This window comes from Janthinobacterium silvisoli, from assembly GCF_014200725.1.
In the GTDB taxonomy this organism is placed as follows: domain Bacteria; phylum Pseudomonadota; class Gammaproteobacteria; order Burkholderiales; family Burkholderiaceae_D; genus Janthinobacterium.
This window is the reverse complement of record NZ_JACHCL010000001.1, coordinates 1,554,568-1,573,221: the sequence shown is the minus strand read 5'-3', so window position 1 is coordinate 1,573,221 and position 18,654 is coordinate 1,554,568. Positions and strand designations below refer to the sequence as shown.

Genomic DNA, 18,654 nt, shown 5'->3' with positions numbered 1-18,654 from the left:
GGATTACTTTACATATTTTGCCAGCCACTCTTCTACCTGATTGTAGAAGAAGCGGCTATTCTCGCCCTTCAAGATCCAGTGATTCTCGTCCGGGAAGACGATCAGTTTCGCCGGCACGTTCAGGCGCTGTTGCACGGCAAAGTTCATCAGTGCATTGTTGGCAGGAACGCGGTAGTCCAGTTCGCCCACGGTGATCAAAATAGGCGTGGTGAAACCCGTGCCTTTTTCGTGATTGCCTGCCTGCATGACCGGGCTTTGATCGCGCCACACGGGCAGCTGGGACCAGACGGGGCCGCCGGCATTGGTTTCACGGCCAAAGCCGCCATCGCTGGTGCCCCATTGCATGATCAAGTCCATTTCACCGGCGTGCGACACGATGGCCTTGTAGCGCGTGGTGGTCGCTTGCAGCCAGTTGGCCAGGTGGCCGCCATAGCTGGCGCCGCCAGCCGCCAGTTTTGTTGCATCGATGAATGGGTATTTCTTGATTGCTTCATCGACGCCCTGGTTGATTTCATCACCGGGGCCTTTCAATGGATCGAACTGGATGGAGCGGGCAAATTCCTCGCCATAACCGGTCGAACCCTTGTAGTCGGTCAACAGCACGATATAACCCGGCTTGGCCAGCAAGTGATAGTTCCAGCGCAGCACGAACTGGTCGCGCCACATGCTGGCTGCGCCGCCGTGAATGACGGTGAACAAGGGGTATTTCTTGTTCGGGTCGAAGTTGGCTGGCTTGACGATCATATTGTGGATCTGGCGGCCATCGGCCGTCTTGAACCAGAAGTGCTCGGGCGCTTGCCAGTCGATCTTGCTGGCTTTTTCCGTATTGAACGAAGTCAAACGCTGTGGCTGCTTGCCATTGAAGGCATAGATTTCCGGCGGGTTGATGCTCGATTCCCACACGCCCACCAGCGATTTGCCACCGCTGCTCAAGGAACTGATGCTGCCGGTTGGCAACGATGGCTCATCGCGTACCTCGCCGCCCTTGACATCGATCGAGTACAGCTTTTCCAGACCCGCATGTTCATAGCTGAAGATGATGCGCTTGCCGCCTTCCGGCAACACATAGCGCGAGATCGAACGGTCCAGCTTTGCCGTCAGGATGGTCGGCTGCGGGTTCACCAGCGGCCAGGCAAAGCTGGCCAGGCGGTTTACGTCGTAGACCTTGCCCGGCGTTTCTGCGTCCGACAGGGCAAACAGGGTCTTGCCATCGGCGGCAAATTTCAGGTTGTTGTAGCTGTGCTGGTCTTGCGTCAGACGCTGCGGCTCGCCGCCCGTTGCCGCCACCAGGTACAGCTGCGAATGAACCGCTTCACGCTGGGCCGCATCACGGTTGGTGGCGGCATTGAAGACGACACCCTTGCCGTCCGGCGTCCAGATGGCGTCCAGCGATTGGCCTTCATCGCCCTGGCCGCCGCCGAAACCCGGCAAGGCGACCAGTTGCGAACCCGACAGGATGTCGCGCGGCGTGGCTTCAATGCCAGCCTGCGCATCGACGATAAACAGGCGCACTTGTTTGTCGGTCAGCCATTTGTCGAAGTAGCGGGGCGCCGTCGTTTCATACGAGCGCGCGCTGTACTTGCGGTCCTTGCGCTCTTTCGCGCTTTGCTTGACGTCTGCTTCCGTCTTGTTGCCTGGATAGATGTCGCTGATGAACAGCAATTGTTTGCCGTCCGGACTCCATTTCGGTGTGCGCGCACCGAGGGTGAGCGAGGTCAGGCGTTGCGCTTCGCCGCCAGCCGCCACGTCGAGGCGGTAGATCTGGCCCGCCTCATCGCCTTCGCGCTTGGCAACGAAAACCAGCTGGCGGCTGTCCGGCGACCAGGCGATAGCGCTTTCGCCGCCCTTGCTGAAGGTCAGGCGGCGCGGCGCGCTTTCGTCCGTCAGCGATTTGATCCACAGGTCCGACCATTGATCCTTGCTATCGTAGGCACTGTCGACCACGGAAAACACGGCCCACTTGCCGTCAGGGCTGGCAACGGGCGCACCGATGCGCTTCATCAGCCACACGTCTTCATGCGTAATGGCGTGTTTGGCCTGTTGTGTGGCGGCTGCTGGCGTGGCCGCCGTGGTGCCGGCCGCATGGGCGGGGGCGGCGCAGGCGAGCGAGGCGCAGGCCGCTGCGATCAGCAGGGAGCCGATGGAACGGCGAAGACGGGGAGAGGTCATGAGCGTGGTCCGGAGAGTTGAAAAAGTTATTGCGGGCAATATTATTGCCCATCGATCCACTGCATGCCAAGCTGCCATGGCCGCCCGTAACCGTTATTTACCGCTGGTTTTACCCGCCATGCGGACGGGGTTTCAGGTGGCCGATACGTTACACTCGGCCTTTCATTTTTACTGCCCCAGGCTAGCCATGCGATTCCATGTATTTTCAAACAAGTCTTTGTTGCTGGGCCTGCTCGCCTTGCTGGCCGGCCAGTCAGCTATCGCGCAGTCTTCCTACCCGAATACCAGCGCCATGGGCGTGGGCCACGCGGAAACGACGGCCTGGTATGGCGCCTGCATGAAAGTGGCCAAGGCTGCGCCGCCTGCGGCCGAGTTGCCGCCGCCATCGGCCGTAGCGGGTTTGCAACGTTGCGAGCCGATCGACCTGTATTACGATACCAAGAGTATGTCTGCGCCCAAGCCTGCCGATTGGCAGCCTGTGCGCCAATGTGCGATTGTCCAGAAGAATAGCGCCGTGCTGATGATGTTGTACCAGAATGGCCTGGGCGTAGTCCGCAACCCGGCGCTGGCGCTGAAGAGTGCGTGCAGCATCGACGCGGCGCCAGCCGAGATGGAAGGCCGTGTCGCGCATCTGCAAAAGCTTAATGCCAGCGGCGCACATGGCGATATCGACTTGTGCGATGACATTACCAGCGGCTACATGATGGGCGTCTGCAGTGGCATTGATGCGCGCCAAAAGCAGCGTGCCCGTACGGAGGCAGGCAGCAAGCTCAATCAAACATTGCCTGCCGCCGCCCAGATTGCCTTGCAAGCCTTGCAGCAGGCGACAGACAAGTTTGCCACGGCTCGTGGCGCCAAGGAAACGGACATGAGCGGTACTGCAGGCTCGTCCATGGCCATCGACACTAAAACCAGCGAGATGGAATTGCTGGCCCATGATCTGCGCCAGTATGAGCAGGGACAATTGCCAAAGGCGGGCAAGGTCGATGCGGCGACACTCGACAAGCAGCTGAACCTGCTATATGGCAAGGTGATGAAGCAGCCGCCGGCGGACTACCCGGGCGCCGTCAGCAAGGAGGGTATCCGCGCCACCCAGCGTTCGTGGCTGGTGTACCGCGATGCCTGGCTGCGTTATGGCGCTGTCCGTTTCCCATCCGTGCCTGCCGATACCTGGCTGGCCTTGCTGACAGCACGGCGCAATGCGCAATTGGAAGAATTATTGCAGCCCTAATTTGTATTTAACGGTTTTTTCTTCTGTAAATGATGGTTATGTCATCAACAGGTAATTTCCTATTGGCATTATTGCACCTCCTTATAAATTAACAGGCCGGCATGCTTGCCCAGCATGCCAGGTTTTCTGGAGAGAATGCATGATAGAGAAGTTCCCCTTGCGCCCGGTGTCGGCGGGCGCGCTGGTGTCCGTTGCGTTGGCGTCCGCTGCGCTGTTGGCTGGCTGCGGCAGCCGCCACCACAATGACGAGGCGCCGCCGCCTCCGGTGGCACCTGCCAATCCCAGCGTAGCCTTCATGACCGATGTGCACTTTGAAAACGTGTATGGCGACTTCAAGAGCGCACAGTTTGCCGGCATCCCGACCAAGGATGGCAAGAACGCCACCATCCGCACCATGTATGCGCAGCTGACCTCGACCCGTCTGTTCAACGAAAACTATTTCGCCTTCCGCTCGGCGCTCGACGATGCCTATGGCAAGGGCATCCGCATGGTTGCCTTGCCTGGCGATTATTCCGACGATGCCCAGCCGATCAACATCGATGGCATCAACGACATCCTGCGCGAATACCAGGCCAAGGGCATGCGCTTCTTTATCGCGCCGGGCAACCACGACCCTAATGAGCCGTACGACGACGATGAAGCGGGCAAGAGCGATTTCCTGACCAAGGATGGCAAGGAACAAAAGGTCTATGCGACCGGCAATGCGGCCTGCAAGTCGAAAGATCCGACCGTGGTCTGTACCGACCAGTTGAAAGAGCAGGGCTATGAAAGCCTGATCGGCAAGCTGGGCGATTTCGGTTTCATGCCGAACAAGAATGACCTGTATTGGGAAACCCCGTTCGGCCAGTATGCCGATAACAAATACACGTATGAAGCGGCGGTGGTGAAGGGCGACCTGAAGAACCGCCAGTTTGAAATGTGCGCCGAAGGCGAAGGCGGCAGCTACAAGGCGGCTGGTGAAAAAGCGCTGGGCAAGGCATTTACCAAGTGCAGCAGCATCATCGACGCCAGCTATCTGGTGGAGCCGGTGAAAGGCCTGTGGCTGTTGTCGATCGACGCCAACGTGTACATTCCTAATGGCAATTTTGACCCTGCCAATCCGAAATCGTTCAAGGGCTTCGATGGCGCCGGCAATGCGGGCTGGAACAAGGTGCTGACGCATAAGAAACACCAGATGGAATGGATCAAGTCGGTGGTCGACCGCGCCAAGGCGCAGGGCAAGCAGTTGATGGCCTTCTCGCATTATCCGACCATGGATTTTTATGCCAACCAGACCGGCGCGATGAAAGATGTCTTCAAGCCGGGCGCCTTCCAGACGGCGCGCGTGCCTGAATCCGCGACCACGGCGGCATTGGCGGCGACCGGCTTGCGCCTGCATATCGGCGGCCACATGCATTTCAACGGCACCAACGATTATCAGGATGCCGCTGGCAATTACCTGGTCAACGTGCAGTCGCCATCGCTGGCCGTGTATGGCGCTTCCTACAAGATCGTCAACTACAAGGATGCCGATACGGTCGACGTGCAAACCGTGGCCTTGAATTCGGTGCCGCGCTTCAACGAACTGTTCCCGCACTACCAGGTGGAATACGATTACCTGCAAGGCAGCACGAACGCGGACGATATCAAGAAACGCTGGAACCGTGCCGTGCTCGACACCACCTCGTATGGCGCTTTCACGCGCTTCTATTTCGGCGAACTGTCGCGCCTGCGTTTCATGGATGAATACTGGCCATGTGAAATGAAGGAAGCGGCCATGGCGCTGGACGCGAAGCAGATGCTGATCCTGTCGCAATTGCAAACCCAGGTGACCCTGGCGCAACTGGCGCAAGTGCCAGGCGTGCTGCCCTTGACAGCCAGCTGCGCAGCCAAGGGCGTGGCCAGCGGTACGGTCGTGCCGGCAAGCCAGTTGACGGCGGACTGGGCGGCGGCAACTGTCAAGGCGACGGCACTGGCCACGGCGGCCGGCCTGAAGCTGGACGACTTTGCGTCGATTTCCGCGTATGAGTTCTACGGCGACTTCCACCGTACCGTGTACGCTGGCGAACTGGCCCTGCGCGACATGGGCGCGACCCGCGTCAGCATGTACAAGGTGCTGATGGGCGCTTTCCCGGCCAATCCGGCGTCTATCGTCAAGATCGGCGACAAGCCTTCGGACCAGAACGCGGTGAACGTACTGTTCCAAAATCAGTTCAAGCAAGTGTTTGCGATTTTCAAGGGCCTCGGTTCGGCCAAGCCTAGCGATCATTTCGTGATCGATTTCAAGGCCAAGAAATTGAGCAATGCCAATGCTACTGGCTTAAGCTTTAACTGATGCTGTGATCTTGTACGAAAAATGCGGCCATGTGTATGGCCGCATTTTTTATGGTGCATCTAGGTGAAATGACTTAGATGCCCAAATGAAACACCTTATTTCGGCGCTGTCGCTGTATGCGTAAACTTATCCCTGCTAATAAAAGGGTTAATATGAACGCCAAGCCAGCTGCTCCATCATTTTTATTTACAGCCATCTGCACCTTGCTATTGTTTGGCATGCTGGGCTTTGCCGGGCCCGCATGGTCTGCTGCGCCCGATGCGGCGCAAATCAAGCGGGGCGAATATGTGGCGCGCCTCGGTGATTGTTTTGCCTGCCATACGAGTGGACAAGGCGCGGCCATGGCCGGTGGCCTGGAATTGAAGACGCCTTTCGGCACCATCTACAGCACCAATATCACGCCGGACCCCGTGACAGGTATCGGCAAGTATTCCTTCGAGCAATTCAATCGCGCCATGCGCAAGGGCGTGGCGGCCGATGGCCATCATTTGTATCCGGCGATGCCGTATCCATCCTATGCGAAGATCACGCCCGACGATATGCAGGCGCTGTATGTTTACTTGCAGCATGGCGTGGCGCCGGTGGTGCAAAAGAACCGCGAGAACGACATGAAGTGGCCGTTCAGCATGCGCTGGGGTCTGTATTTCTGGAATGCACTGTTCCTCAAGGATGAGCCGTTCAAGCCGGATGCCAGTAAATCGGCCACCTGGAACCGGGGCAGCTATCTTGCTCAAGGGCTAGGCCATTGCGGCTCCTGTCACACGCCGCGCGGCGTCGCCTTCCAGGAAAAAACCATGGGGCAAGATGGTCCCAAGGAGTATCAATACCTGGCGGGTTTTACCTTCGATACCTGGCATGCCGTTAACTTGCGTAATCTGTGGACGCCCGATGACATCGTGCAACTGCTCAAGACCGGGCGCAACAGTTTTGGCACGGCGGCCGGCAGCATGACGGAAGTCATCACGCACAGCACCCAGTATTTTACGGATACCGACCTGGCGGCGCTGGCCGAATACCTGCATGGCTTGCCGCCCAATAAATCTGGCGGACCGGCGCCGAGGAAACCACTTGTGTTGGCGCAAGCCACCGAGGCAGCGCTGTACACCACGCGTGGTGGCCTGGGCTATACGCAATTTTGCGCCACCTGCCACCGGAGGGATGGCCGCGGCGTGGACAATATTTTCCCGCCGCTGGCACAGAATCATTCCGTGCAATCGAAAGATCCCACTTTGCTGATCCATATCGCGCTGACTGGCTGGCAATCGGCCGTTACGCAGCACTCGCCGCGCTCGTTCGGCATGCCTGCCTATGACAGCCTGTCGAATGAGGAGCTGGCGGAAATCCTCAGCTTTGTGCGTGGCAGCTGGGGTAACAAAGGCGAGGTCGTCACTGTCTCGCAGGTCGCCAGGGTGCGTAAGGAATTAAAGCTCAAGCCGACGTCTTCCGATTTTTCTACGCCCCGATTTGCTGCCCTGATGGCGAACGCCAACGCCGAGCAATTGATGCGCGGCATGCAGTTGATGACGGAAACCAAGGCCCGCTTGCCTAAGAATGTGGGCAATGACTTGAACTGCAGCAGTTGTCACTTGAATGGCGGCACGGTGGCCAAGGGTTCGCCCTTCCTCGGCATTTCCGCGTTTTTCCCATTGGAAGCACCACGTGCCGGACGGGTGATCAGCCTTGCTGAACGCATCAATGGCTGCTTCAAGCGTTCGATGAACGGTTCGCCCTTGCCGGCGGGCACGCCCGACTTGCAGGCGATGGTGGCGTATATCGATTGGATGAAAGGCGCGACCCAGGCTGGCGATAATGTGCCAGGGCGCGGCGTCGCCAAGATCGACCGCAGCCTGGTGCCCAATGCTGTTAACGGCAAGAAAATTTTCGCCCAGCAATGCGCAGTCTGCCACGGCGACTATGGTCAAGGCATCAAGGGTACCGATGGTGTCGTGGCCTTCCCGCCGCTGTGGGGCGAGCGTTCCTTCAATATCGGCGCGGGCATGGCCAGGACCTACACGGCGGCAGGTTTTGTCAAAGCTAATATGGTGATGGGCCATGGCCAGAAATTCCCCTTGGGGCAGGGCAATTTGTCCGACCAGGACGCCGTCGATGTGGCCGAGTATTTCACCCACATGCCGCGTCCGGATTTCCCGGAAAAGGTCCATGATTGGCCGAAAGGCGGGAAACCCAAGGATGCCCGCTATTAATTTCTGCTGGAATACTTGCAAGCTTCCCTGACAGGGGAGTTTGCAGGCAGTAGAAATGAAAAAAGCCAATCCTGAGGATTGGCTTTTTAGTACTGCGCATTCGTGGTAGGCCGTGCGGGATTCGAACCTGCGACCAACGGATTAAAAGTCCGCTGCTCTACCAGCTGAGCTAACGACCCGAAAGAGGCCGCATTATATATGGTTTTCACCAGAAGGCAAAGCCTTCTCGCACAAACTGTAAATAGTTTAGTCTTGCAGCGCCGCCGTGATTTTCAAGACTTCGCTGATGCTGGTCGTGCCATCGATGATCTTGCGCGCGCCGGCGATGCGTAGCGGCGTCATGCCGTCCAGCATGCCTTGGCGCCGCAGCGCGTGCAGGTCGGCGCCGCCCTTGATCAGTTGCGTGAAGCGTTCCGTTACGCTCAGCAATTCATAAATGCCGGCGCGGCCCCGGTAGCCGCTTTGCCGGCATAAGGGGCAGCCGATAGGGCGAAAGGTGGTTTCTGGCCGCTCAATCTGTCCGCCTGTCAGCTGCTGCCATTGCGCTACGGTGGGCGTTGGCTCTGGCTGTTTGCAATCGGAACACAGGCAGCGCAGCAAACGCTGCGCCAGCACGCCGATCAGGCACGCTTCCAGCAGATAGGCCGGCACGCCCAGTTCCAGCAGCCGCATCACGGCCGAGGGCGCATCGTTGGTGTGCAGGGTGGACAGCACAAGATGGCCCGTCAGCGCAGCCTGGATCGCCATCTCGGCCGTGGCCAGGTCGCGGATTTCTCCCACCATGATGATGTCGGGATCTTGCCGCATCAGCGCCCGCACGCCGTCGGCAAATGACAGGTCCATGCCGGCCTGTGTCTGCACCTGCATCTGGTTGAAGGCGGGCTCGACCATTTCGATGGGGTCTTCCACCGTGCACACATTGACTTCGCTGCTGGCCAGTGCCTTGAGCGTGCTGTACAGGGTGGTCGTCTTGCCCGACCCCGTAGGCCCCGTCACCAGCACGATGCCGTGCGTATGTGCTGTCAATTGCCGCCAGCGCCCGGCGTCCACCGGTGGAAAGCCCAGTTCGGCCAGGCTTTTGATGGCGATCTCGGGGTCGAAGATGCGCATCACGAGTTTTTCGCCAAACGCGGTGGGCAGGGTGGATAGGCGCAGCTCGATTTCTTGCCCTTGGGCATTACGGGTCTTGATGCGGCCATCTTGCGGGCGGCGCTTTTCCACTACGTCCATGCGTCCTAGCAACTTGATGCGCGCCGTCATCGCCAGCATCACCACCGGCGGCACCTGGTAGGCCTGATGCAGCAAGCCGTCGATGCGCAGGCGTACGTAGCCCGCATCGCGTTTCGGTTCCAGATGGATGTCCGAGGCGCGCTGGGCAAATGCGTATTGCCACAGCCAGTCGACGATGCGCACCACATGCTGGTCATTGGCGTCGAGGCTGCTTTTGTTGCGCCCCAATTCCACCAGCTGTTCGAAATTGTGGCGCAGCGCCACATCTTGCGTGGATGCCTGCCGCGCCACCTGGACGGAACCGGCCAAGCTGAAAAACTGCGCGATATAGTCGGCGATGTGCACGGGATTGGCAATCACCAGGCTCAGCTTGCGTGGCGCCAGTGAACCGAGGCCTGCTTGCCAGGCCAGCGCATACGGCTGGGCGGTGGCGATCACGATGCGTTCATGCGTGCTTTCCACGGGCAGGATATTGAAACGTGCCGCATAGCTGGCCGTCATCACGTTCGCCACCTGGCTGAAATCAATACTGAGCGGATCGATGCGCAAATAGGGCAGGTGCGACCGCCGCGCCAGCCAGGCGCACAGGCTGTCGAGCGTCAACGAGGGTAATTTGCAATCGGCTACGCTGCACAGCGGGTGTAGCGGCGCAGAAGGCAGGGCGGCAGCGTGAGTACATACTTGCGCTGCCTGTTTGGCGTCCAGCAGCCCATCTTCCTGCAGCCAGGAAAGCAGTTGCGGTAAATCCAGTGGCGGGGAGATCGACATGGCCGGCAACCTTTCAGGGTGCCGGCCATGGATAAAAACCGGCTTACAGCGTGCTTTGTATGCCCTTGAGCCAGGATTTGGCAGGCAGCTTGGTGTCGGCGACGATCTGTTTTGCCCGTTCAAGCAGGGCTGCTTGCGCCTCGGCATCGAGAGCGACTTTGGTCTTGAAAGCGATGGCCACCACGTTCCCATCATGGACTTCAGGCAGGCAGATCACCTGTTCAAACGCAAATTTCATCGCCTTGATGTTTTTTGCGTAGCTCGGGTGGTCGCCGAACAGATTGACCGTCATGATGCCGTGCGGCGCCAGGCAGGCGCAGCAGGCGCTGTAAAAGTCGGCGCTGTCGAGCACGGGGCCGCGCGCCGTGGCGTCATACAAGTCCACTTGCAGCGCATCGAGCGTGCCATGGTTGGCTTCGTCGTTGACGTAGTCCAGCGCATCCATTTCGCGCACGTGCAGGTGCTCGTCATTGGGCGGCAGCTTGAACATCGAGGCGCAGATGGCGATGACGGACGGGTTCAGCTCGATCGCATCGACCTGTGCCTCGGGAAACTGGCGGTAGCAGAATTTGGTCAGCGCGGCCGTACCCAGGCCCAGCTGGGCCAGGCGCTGCGGCTGCTTGATCCACAGCATCCACGCCATCATCTGTTGCGCGTACTCCAGCTCCGGCCAGTCGGGCTTGCGGATGCGCATGGCGCCCTGCACCCACTCGGTACCGAAATGCAGATAGCGCACGCCATCCATTTCCGACAGGGTAACGGGCGCGTAGCGCGGCTTGCGCGTGGCGGGGCGGGAAGATTCGACTTGTTCGATGGATTTTCGTTTGATAAGCATAAGACGGCCTGAAAGTGTGCCGCATTATAGCCCGCGCCGGAGCACCATAAAAAATGCCGGCCTCATGGGGCCGGCATTTTATTGCCTGTCACAAAGCAAGTTACTGCTGTGCAGGTTCGATGGAGACGCGCAGGCGGATGCGTTCGCCTGGATCGTAGGAAGTAACGCTCGTGTAGTTACGGCCACGATAGTCGTACGTTACCTGATAGCCGGTGTTGCGCGATTCCCAGTGATCGACCTGGCGGCATTGCTGTACAGCTTGTTGCTGCACGCCACCCTGGTAATTATTCTGGTTATCGACGCGGTCACCGACCACGGCGCCAGCGATCGCGCCTGCCGCCGCGGCGGCCGTACGGCCATTGCCGCCGCCAACCTGGCTACCGAGCAGGGCGCCAGCGATACCGCCGACGATCGAGCCGCCAGCGCTGCGCTGTTGTGGCGGCGTCTGAACCTGCACGTACTCGGTGCGGCATTCCTGGCGTGGACGGTTGATCTGTTCCACTTGTGGCACGACGCGCGTGACGCGGCCGAAATCTTCAAAGTCGGCGGCCTGGGCAAGTGGCAAAGCACCGATACAAAGGGCTGACATCAACAATTTGGCTTGCAAGTTCATTTCTTACCTCGTTATGTAGAGTATCTTTCAGGGCATTTTTTTTAAACTGAAGCTATAGTAGTCCGGCCGGGCGTGACGTAGTGATGTACATGGCAACAAAATGTAACAGCAAAGCCCCTTCTCCCCACAGTCTGTAACATGCACTTTCATTCGATACACGATGTTGGATTCCCTGAATAGGGCGCTTTGTAACAAATCTTGCGTTCGACATCATATTCGGGTTGATTCATGCAGAACAACACGTTACCCTAATACGCGTATGGCTTATAAAATCGTACTGAATCGTTTAATGAATTAGCTTAATTGATACAGATCGAATCACCGCGTGCGCATTGACCCTCGTGCGGGATGTAATAAGAACTGCAGCAGTTTGAAGAAATCCATACATAACAGGTCGATTTGAGGGAAAAATGAGTTTGTTACTAACCGTGCCGCCCAACCTTGTCCAGTCCATCCGTGCCTTTCGCGTGACCGAATTGCAAGACGAGGCGATTCGTCTCGGGCAGCACTTTTTATATGCGCACTGCCACGCCGGCCTGACCAAGCAACAAGTCATCGGTATTATCGCAGAAGCATTCCTGTTTCCGAAAAGCCTGGCCAAGAATTTCGATGCCCTGCGCGTCTGCCTGACGGATACCATGTATAAAGCAGGCACCCAGAATGGTTTTTTGGTAGTGCTCGAGCAATTGCCAAATACGCAAAAATTTGACAAGGAAGCACGCGAGACCCTGCTCGACGTGTTTCGTGACGCGGCCGACTACTGGGCCGAGAAAAAAGTACCGTTCCGCGTCTTCTATTCGTTTGAGTAAATACCCACTCTTCCCACGCAGCCCTGAAACAGGGCGCTGGCGAGGGTGAAAATCTGGTACGGCGCACCGCGCCAGCGCCACCTGGTGTATGTTGCGCCGCAACAATAATGCCGGCCTTTCTAGATTCGCACCGTCATAGCGGGTACAATGCGCGCTATGAAAAATATCGTTATCCTCATTTCCGGACGCGGCAGCAACATGGAAGCGGTTGTGCGCGCGGCGCAAGCCGAGCAATGGCCTGCCCGTATTGCGGCCGTCATCAGTAACCGGGCCGACGCCCAGGGACTGCTGTTTGCCGCGGAACATGGGATAGCGACCGCAATCGTTGCCAACAAGGATTATGCCAGCCGTGATGCATTTGATGCGGCGCTGCAAGCCGTGGTCGACAGTTTTGCGCCCGACCTGGTCGTGCTGGCCGGTTTCATGCGCATCCTGACGGCGCCATTCGTGGATCATTACGCGGGGCGCATGCTCAATATCCACCCATCGCTGCTGCCCCTGTTTCCGGGCATGGCAACCCATCGCCAGGCGATCGAGGCAGGCGTGACGGAACACGGCGCGACCGTGCATTTCGTCACAGCCGAGCTCGATCATGGCCCGGCCGTGGCCAGTGCGGTAGTGCCTGTCTTGCCAGGCGACACAGAAGAAAGCTTATCGGCGCGCGTGCTGGTACAGGAACATCTGCTTTACCCGCGCGCCATCCGCCTGTTCATAGACGATAAACTGTCCGTCGAGCATGGCCAGGTCCGCGTGGACCCTCAATAAAATATTACAGGAAGAATAACAATGAGATTGCCACCAGCGATACTTGCGAATGCTGAAGAAGTATTGCGCGAAATTTTACGTTTTACGGCGCCAGCCGACACCACCTTGTCGCGCTATTTCCGCGACCATCCGCGTCTCGGTTCGCGCGAGCGCGGCGCCATCGCCGAAGGCATTTATGCCGTGCTGCGCAACAAATCGTTCTTTACCGACTTCGCCGAAGCGGGCAATGGCCCGACCATGCGCCGTTTGACCATCCTCGGCCTGGCCGAAGCGATGGGCGCCGATTCGCTGGGCGGCCTGACGGAAGAAGAAGTCGAATGGCTGGACCGCATCAAGCAGATCGACCGCAACCTGATGCCAGCCACCATGCGCGCCAATATGCCAAAGTGGTTGTTTGACAAGCTGATCGCCCAATTCGGCGAAACGGAAACCATGTTGCTGGCCGATGCCCTGAATGCGCCGGCCTCGCTGGACTTGCGCGTCAATTCGCTCAAATCCACGCGTGAAGACGTGATGCTGGCCCTGGCCGAAGCACCGATCCTGAGCACCCCGACGCCGTACGCGCCGCTGGGCCTGCGCGTGGTGAAAAAACCATCGCTGCAAAACATGCCCTTGTTCCAGAGCGGCGCGATCGAAGTACAGGATGAAGGCAGCCAGATCCTGTCGCAGATCGTTGGCGCCAAGCGCGGCGAGATGGTGGTCGATTTCTGTGCCGGCGCGGGCGGCAAGACCCTGGCGCTGGGCGCGCTGATGCGCAACACGGGCCGTCTGTATGCATTTGACGTATCTGAAAAGCGCCTGGCCAAGCTGAAACCGCGCATGGCCCGCAGTGGCTTGTCGAATGTGCATCCGGTGCAGATCGCGCATGAGCGTGACTCCAAGATCAAGCGTTTGGCTGGCAAGATCGACCGCGTGCTGGTCGATGCGCCATGTAGCGGCCTGGGCACCTTGCGCCGCAATCCGGACGTGAAATGGCGCCAGCAACCGAACTCCATCGGCGAACTGCAAGTCAAGCAGGCGGCCATCCTGTCGGGTGCGGCGCGCCTGGTCAAAGGCGGCGGCCGCCTGGTGTACGCTACCTGCAGTTTCCTCAATGAAGAAAATGATGTGATCGCCGAGCAATTCCTGGCCGATCATCCCGACTTCTTCCTGGTGCCGATGAATAAGGTGCTGGCTGAGCAAAAGATCGAACTGGAAATGGGCGATTATTTGAAACTGCTGCCACACCAGCACCAGACCGATGGCTTCTTTGCCGCCGTGTTCGAGCGCAAAGTGATGCCGAAAAAAGTGTTTGCCGATGAAAAGCCGGCTGACGCCGAGCAAGCCGAGTAAGCGCTGCAAGCGGCCTTGCCAACGGCAGGGCCGCCATCACGACCAGTACTACCAGCCAGCACCGCCTGGCGCATGGCAGGGCCAGCGGCCCGTGCCGTTCCACTACCCTGAGTGCCCCAGCCATGAACGATACGCCACTGCTGAACCTGATCACTGATTTTGTTGACGATTTCCGCCAGCCGGCCATCCTGTGGCAGGTGCTGGCCATCGCCTCCTGCCTGGCCTTGAGCTGGGTGCTGGTGCGCCAGCTGCGCGTGTTCCTGAACCAGCGCGCCGAAAGCGCGGCGAACACGTCGGCGCCGGTCAGTGCCGAAGCCTTGCGGCGCACGCATAGTTTTATCCGTATCCTGACACCTGTGCTGGCGGCGCTGCTGCTGGGCGTGACGCAGCATGTGCTGTCCCGCTTCCAGACCGTCCACCTGCTCAGTATTGCGATTCCGCTGTGCACCTCGATGGCGCTGGTGCGTTTCGGGTTTTATGTGCTGCGGCGCATTTTTGCCCGCCACGGCGAAATCAGCCCGACAATGTTGTTGCTTGAAAAAGTATTCACCATTGTCGTGTGGCTCGGCATGGCGATGTATATCACCGGCCTATGGCCGGACCTGCATGCCTTCCTGGAAGGCATCGTGGTGCCGCTGGGCCGCAACAAAGTGTCGGTGGCCGCCATTTTGCAGGCAGCCATTTCGGTTGCCGTACTGATGGTGCTGGCCATGTGGGCCGCCACGGCGCTCGATGACCGATTAATGAAAATGCAAGGCTTGCATTCCTCCTTGCGGGTGGTCATGTCGCGCATGGGACGTGCCGTGCTGATTCTCGTTTCCGTGCTGGTCAGCCTGTCGCTGGTGGGCATCGACCTGACCGTACTGTCGGTGTTTGGCGGCGCCTTTGGCGTGGCCCTGGGTTTTGGCCTGCAAAAGATTGCCGCCAACTTTGTGTCCGGTTTTATCATTTTGCTCGATCGCAGCCTGACCATTGGTGATGTCATTACCGTTGGCCAGTTCAATGGCAAGGTAACGCAGATTAATACGCGTTATACCGTGCTGTTGGGCGGAGATGGCGTCGAATCCATTGTGCCCAATGAAATGCTGATTTCCGGCGGGGTACAGAATATGTCCTTGTCGAACAGCATGGTGTGGCTGGCCAGCACCGTATCGGTGGGCTACGACACCGATATCGATACCATCTTCCCTTTATTGGAAGCAGCCGCGGCCAGCGTGCCGCGCGTGTCGCAGACCAAACCGCCATCGGCGACCCTGGTGCGTTTCGGCGCCGATGGACTGGACCTGCAGATCGGTTTCTGGATCGCCGACCCTGAAAATGGCACGGGCGGGGTGAAATCGAATGTTAATCGCGCCATTTGGCGTACCTTGCAGGAACATAAGGTCTCCGTACCATTTCCACAGCGCGAATTGCGCATTATCGGCATGCCGGCCGTCGCGCTGGCGGGTACGCCCGAGCCTGCGGCAGGACCTGACGATAAGCAGGTTTGAGGCGCAATTTCGCCTGATCGTCCCTATTAGCGCGTACAATTACGCCTAAAATCACACTACCGGACCTCCAGCCAGACTGGAGCGACCGTGAACACGCCCCGTCCACTTGGAGTAGTAATGACATTGAGTTCCGTTTTACACGCAGTATTGCAATTTATGGCAACGGGTATTACCGATCTGTCCGCATGGCAAGTTTTTCTGTACACCATGGTGGTGACCCACATCACCATCGCCAGCGTGACGATCTACCTGCACCGCCACCAGGCGCACCGCGCGCTGGAATTGCATGCAATTCCCAGCCATTTCTTCCGTTTCTGGCTGTGGTTGACGACCGGCCAGGTCACCAAGGAATGGGCTGCGATTCACCGCAAGCATCACGCCAAGTGCGATACGGAAGAAGATCCGCATAGCCCGGTTACGCGCGGCATCAAGAAAGTCTTCTGGGAAGGCGCCGAGCTGTACCGTGCCGAATCGAAAAACATGGAAACCATGGCGAAATACGGCCATGGCACGCCAAGCGACTGGATCGAGCGCAATCTGTACACCAAGTACAGCTGGCTGGGCGTGGTCATCCTGTTCGTGGTCAACTTCATCCTGTTTGGCGTGATCGGTATTTCCGTATGGGCCGTGCAAATGATCTGGATTCCAGTAACAGCGGCCGGCATCATCAACGGTATCGGTCACTATTGGGGTTATCGCAACTATGACTGCGCCGATGCAGCCACCAACATCATTCCCTTCGGCATCCTGATCGGTGGCGAAGAACTCCATAACAACCACCATACGTATGCAACGTCGGCTAAATTGTCGTCAAAATGGTACGAGTTCGATATTGGCTGGGGTTATATCCGCATTCTGGAAACACTGCGCCTGGCGAAAGTGAAGAAACTGGCGCCGGAACCGAAGTTTTCTCACGGCAAGAGCGAAGCGGATTTCGAGACCTTGCAATCCGTCATTGCCAACCGCTACGACGTGATGGCCAAGTATGCGAAATCGATCAAGCATGCCTGGAAAGAAGAGCTGGACCACTTGAAAGACAAGGCATTGCTGGAAAAACGCTTCCTGAAGTCGTCGCGCAAGCTGATGCAGCGCGAACCAGCCAAGCTGGCCGATGCACACCATGAACAATTATCGGAACTGTTCCAACACAGCAAGGCGCTGGAAACCATGCACCATATGCGCGTGGAGCTGGGCGCTATCTGGGAGCGCTCGCACTTTACGCGCGAACAGTTGCTGCACAAGCTGCAAGACTGGTGCGCGCGCGCCGAAGCATCGGGCATCAAGTCGCTGCAAGACTTCTCATTGCGCTTGCGCAGTTATGCTTGATGGTAAGTTGATGTGACATGAATGGCTCCGCTTGCGGGGCCATTTTTTTTGCCTGTCACGATGTTCAGTGTTGGATAAGAAAATCGGGACGAAAAAAAACCGCTCATCAGAGCGGCTCTTTCATCAGAGAACACAATATCAATTACTTGATCTTGGTTTCTTTGTACGTTACGTGCTTGCGTGCTTTAGGATCGAACTTCATGATCTCAATTTTCGCAGGCGTCGTACGCTTGTTTTTGGTGGTCGTGTAGAAGTGACCCGTACCGGCGGTCGATTCTAACTTGATTTTGTCGCGGCCTGATTTTGCCATGATAGCTCCCTTATTCTGCTAATTAGACTTTTTCGCCACGAGCGCGCATATCGGTCAATACGGCGTCGATGCCGACTTTATCGATGACGCGCAGACCGGCGTTGGACAAACGCAGGGAGACCCAGCGGTTTTCAGATTCAACAAAAATACGACGATTTTGCAAGTTAGGCAAAAAACGACGTTTGGTTTTGTTGTTTGCATGGGAAACATTGTTGCCGACCATCGGCTTCTTCCCAGTGACTTGGCAAACACGTGCCATGGCGCACTCCTTAAAGACATTCCACAATTGGAAAAACGAGAGTATATCCAAAAAAATCAGCTTTATCAATGACTTGCGAAAAACAATTGTGTCTTGTTGTTTTAAATTAATTTAACAATCTTCAAATCCAAAGGTTTTAGAAGGGGAAGCCTTGTAAACTTCCTGGTTTACTGCTATGGCTTCGCCTCAGCTTGTGCGCGTATGTCCTTGTTTACACATGGTTAACTGCTCGAAAGCCGCAAGCGCCTAGAGTTGGCCGTGTTCGGCGAAGGAGTGCACTTTTTGTCCGGCGATAATGAAATGGTCGAGGATACGTACCTCTACCAGCGACAGCGCCTGGGTCAGCATGCGCGTCAGCAGCAAGTCCGATTCACTCGGTTCCGACACGCCAGACGGGTGGTTGTGCGCCAGCATGATGCTGGCGGCGTTGTGCAGCAGGGCTTGCTTGACGACTTCGCGCGGGTAGACGCTGGTGTGGGTGAGAGTACCGCGAAACATTTCCTGGCTCGTGATCAGACGGTTCTTGACGTCCAAAAACAACACGACAAACGATTCGTGCTGCAGGCCGCTCAAGAGCAGGCGCAAATAATCCTTGACGGAACCCGGCGTATTCAAGGCCTGGCCCGTCTGTAAATCTTCCACGATGGCGCGCCGCGCCAGTTCCAGCACCGCTTGCAACTGGGCAAATTTGGCGCTGCCCATGCCATGCACGGCGGAAAAACTCAGCAGGCTGGCGCCAAACAGGCCACGCAGCGAACCGAAATGTTCGACCGTGTCGCGCGCCAGTTCCACCGCGCTCTTGCCGCGTACGCCAGTGCGCAGGAACACGGCCAGCAATTCCGCGTCCGACAGCGATTGCGCACCATCCTTTATCAGGCGCTCGCGCGGCCGTTCGCCGATGGGCCAATCCTTGATTGCCATGCTGTTCTCCTGTTTTGCACGGGCGCGGACTTGTTTGACGATGCCATGGGGCAGGCGCGGCCAGTGTGGCTTACAATA

15 protein-coding genes and 1 tRNA gene are annotated in these 18,654 nt (G+C 57.8%); 8 read left to right on the top strand and 8 right to left on the bottom strand.

The window, feature by feature from the left end:
* Positions 1-3: 3 nt before the first annotated feature.
* Positions 4-2,169, bottom strand: coding sequence for an alpha/beta hydrolase family protein (locus HDE75_RS07115; protein ID WP_183675570.1), 2,166 nt, complete (start codon positions 2,167-2,169; stop codon positions 4-6).
* Positions 2,170-2,356: 187 nt separating this feature from the next.
* Between HDE75_RS07115 and HDE75_RS07110 the strand changes: the two genes are divergently transcribed.
* The 3 genes from HDE75_RS07110 (at position 2,357) to HDE75_RS07100 (ending at position 7,918) form a co-directional block, all read left to right on the top strand.
* Positions 2,357-3,400 carry a lysozyme inhibitor LprI family protein gene (locus tag HDE75_RS07110; protein ID WP_183675571.1) on the top strand — a complete coding sequence of 348 codons (1,044 nt, stop codon included), beginning with the start codon at positions 2,357-2,359 and terminating at the stop codon, positions 3,398-3,400.
* A 139-nt stretch (positions 3,401-3,539) separates the two neighbouring features.
* The gene (locus tag HDE75_RS07105; protein WP_221291762.1) at positions 3,540-5,714 is read left to right on the top strand and encodes a metallophosphoesterase family protein; all 2,175 of its coding nucleotides are present in this window, start codon (positions 3,540-3,542) and stop codon (positions 5,712-5,714) included.
* Positions 5,715-5,932: 218 nt separating this feature from the next.
* The gene (locus HDE75_RS07100; RefSeq protein ID WP_183676604.1) at positions 5,933-7,918 is read left to right on the top strand and encodes a c-type cytochrome; all 1,986 of its coding nucleotides are present in this window, start codon (positions 5,933-5,935) and stop codon (positions 7,916-7,918) included.
* A 103-nt stretch (positions 7,919-8,021) separates the two neighbouring features.
* Here the strand turns inward: HDE75_RS07100 and HDE75_RS07095 are convergent.
* From HDE75_RS07095 to HDE75_RS07080, 4 genes are all read right to left on the bottom strand, one after another.
* Positions 8,022-8,097: transfer RNA gene (locus HDE75_RS07095), tRNA-Lys, on the bottom strand.
* 67 nt (positions 8,098-8,164) lie between these two features.
* Positions 8,165-9,916: a GspE/PulE family protein gene (locus tag HDE75_RS07090; RefSeq protein WP_183675572.1), complete on the bottom strand. Its 1,752-nt coding sequence runs from the start codon at positions 9,914-9,916 to the stop codon at positions 8,165-8,167.
* Between the two features lie 43 nt (positions 9,917-9,959).
* Positions 9,960-10,751 (bottom strand): class I SAM-dependent methyltransferase, encoded by a 792-nt coding sequence (locus HDE75_RS07085; RefSeq protein WP_183675573.1) that lies wholly within the window; start codon positions 10,749-10,751, stop codon positions 9,960-9,962.
* A 100-nt stretch (positions 10,752-10,851) separates the two neighbouring features.
* Positions 10,852-11,364, bottom strand: coding sequence for a glycine zipper 2TM domain-containing protein (locus HDE75_RS07080; RefSeq protein ID WP_183675574.1), 513 nt, complete (start codon positions 11,362-11,364; stop codon positions 10,852-10,854).
* A gap of 410 nt (positions 11,365-11,774) precedes the next feature.
* Between HDE75_RS07080 and HDE75_RS07075 the strand changes: the two genes are divergently transcribed.
* From HDE75_RS07075 to HDE75_RS07055, 5 genes are all read left to right on the top strand, one after another.
* Complete coding sequence (locus HDE75_RS07075) at positions 11,775-12,173, top strand: barstar family protein (RefSeq protein WP_183675575.1); 399 nt, start codon at positions 11,775-11,777, stop codon at positions 12,171-12,173.
* A gap of 156 nt (positions 12,174-12,329) precedes the next feature.
* Positions 12,330-12,938 (top strand): phosphoribosylglycinamide formyltransferase, encoded by a 609-nt coding sequence (gene purN, locus HDE75_RS07070; protein ID WP_183675576.1) that lies wholly within the window; start codon positions 12,330-12,332, stop codon positions 12,936-12,938.
* Between the two features lie 21 nt (positions 12,939-12,959).
* The gene (locus HDE75_RS07065; RefSeq protein WP_183675577.1) at positions 12,960-14,270 is read left to right on the top strand and encodes an RsmB/NOP family class I SAM-dependent RNA methyltransferase; all 1,311 of its coding nucleotides are present in this window, start codon (positions 12,960-12,962) and stop codon (positions 14,268-14,270) included.
* A 122-nt stretch (positions 14,271-14,392) separates the two neighbouring features.
* Positions 14,393-15,760, top strand: a complete 1,368-nt coding sequence (locus HDE75_RS07060) for a mechanosensitive ion channel family protein (protein WP_183675578.1) — start codon at positions 14,393-14,395, stop codon at positions 15,758-15,760.
* Positions 15,761-15,877: 117 nt separating this feature from the next.
* Positions 15,878-17,086 (top strand): DesA family fatty acid desaturase, encoded by a 1,209-nt coding sequence (locus HDE75_RS07055; protein WP_183675579.1) that lies wholly within the window; start codon positions 15,878-15,880, stop codon positions 17,084-17,086.
* Positions 17,087-17,228: 142 nt separating this feature from the next.
* On the opposite strand, the gene rpmG is transcribed toward HDE75_RS07055, so the two are convergent.
* The 3 genes from rpmG to radC form a co-directional block, all read right to left on the bottom strand.
* A complete protein-coding gene (gene rpmG / locus HDE75_RS07050) occupies positions 17,229-17,396 on the bottom strand; it encodes a 50S ribosomal protein L33 (RefSeq protein ID WP_183675580.1) in 168 nt (55 codons plus the stop codon).
* A 22-nt stretch (positions 17,397-17,418) separates the two neighbouring features.
* Entirely contained in the window at positions 17,419-17,655 is a 237-nt protein-coding gene (gene rpmB, locus HDE75_RS07045) for a 50S ribosomal protein L28 (protein WP_026637479.1), read from the bottom strand.
* 246 nt (positions 17,656-17,901) lie between these two features.
* On the bottom strand, positions 17,902-18,576 hold the full coding sequence (gene radC / locus HDE75_RS07040; protein ID WP_183675581.1) for a RadC family protein: 675 nt from the start codon (positions 18,574-18,576) through the stop codon (positions 17,902-17,904).
* Positions 18,577-18,654: the final 78 nt, after the last annotated feature.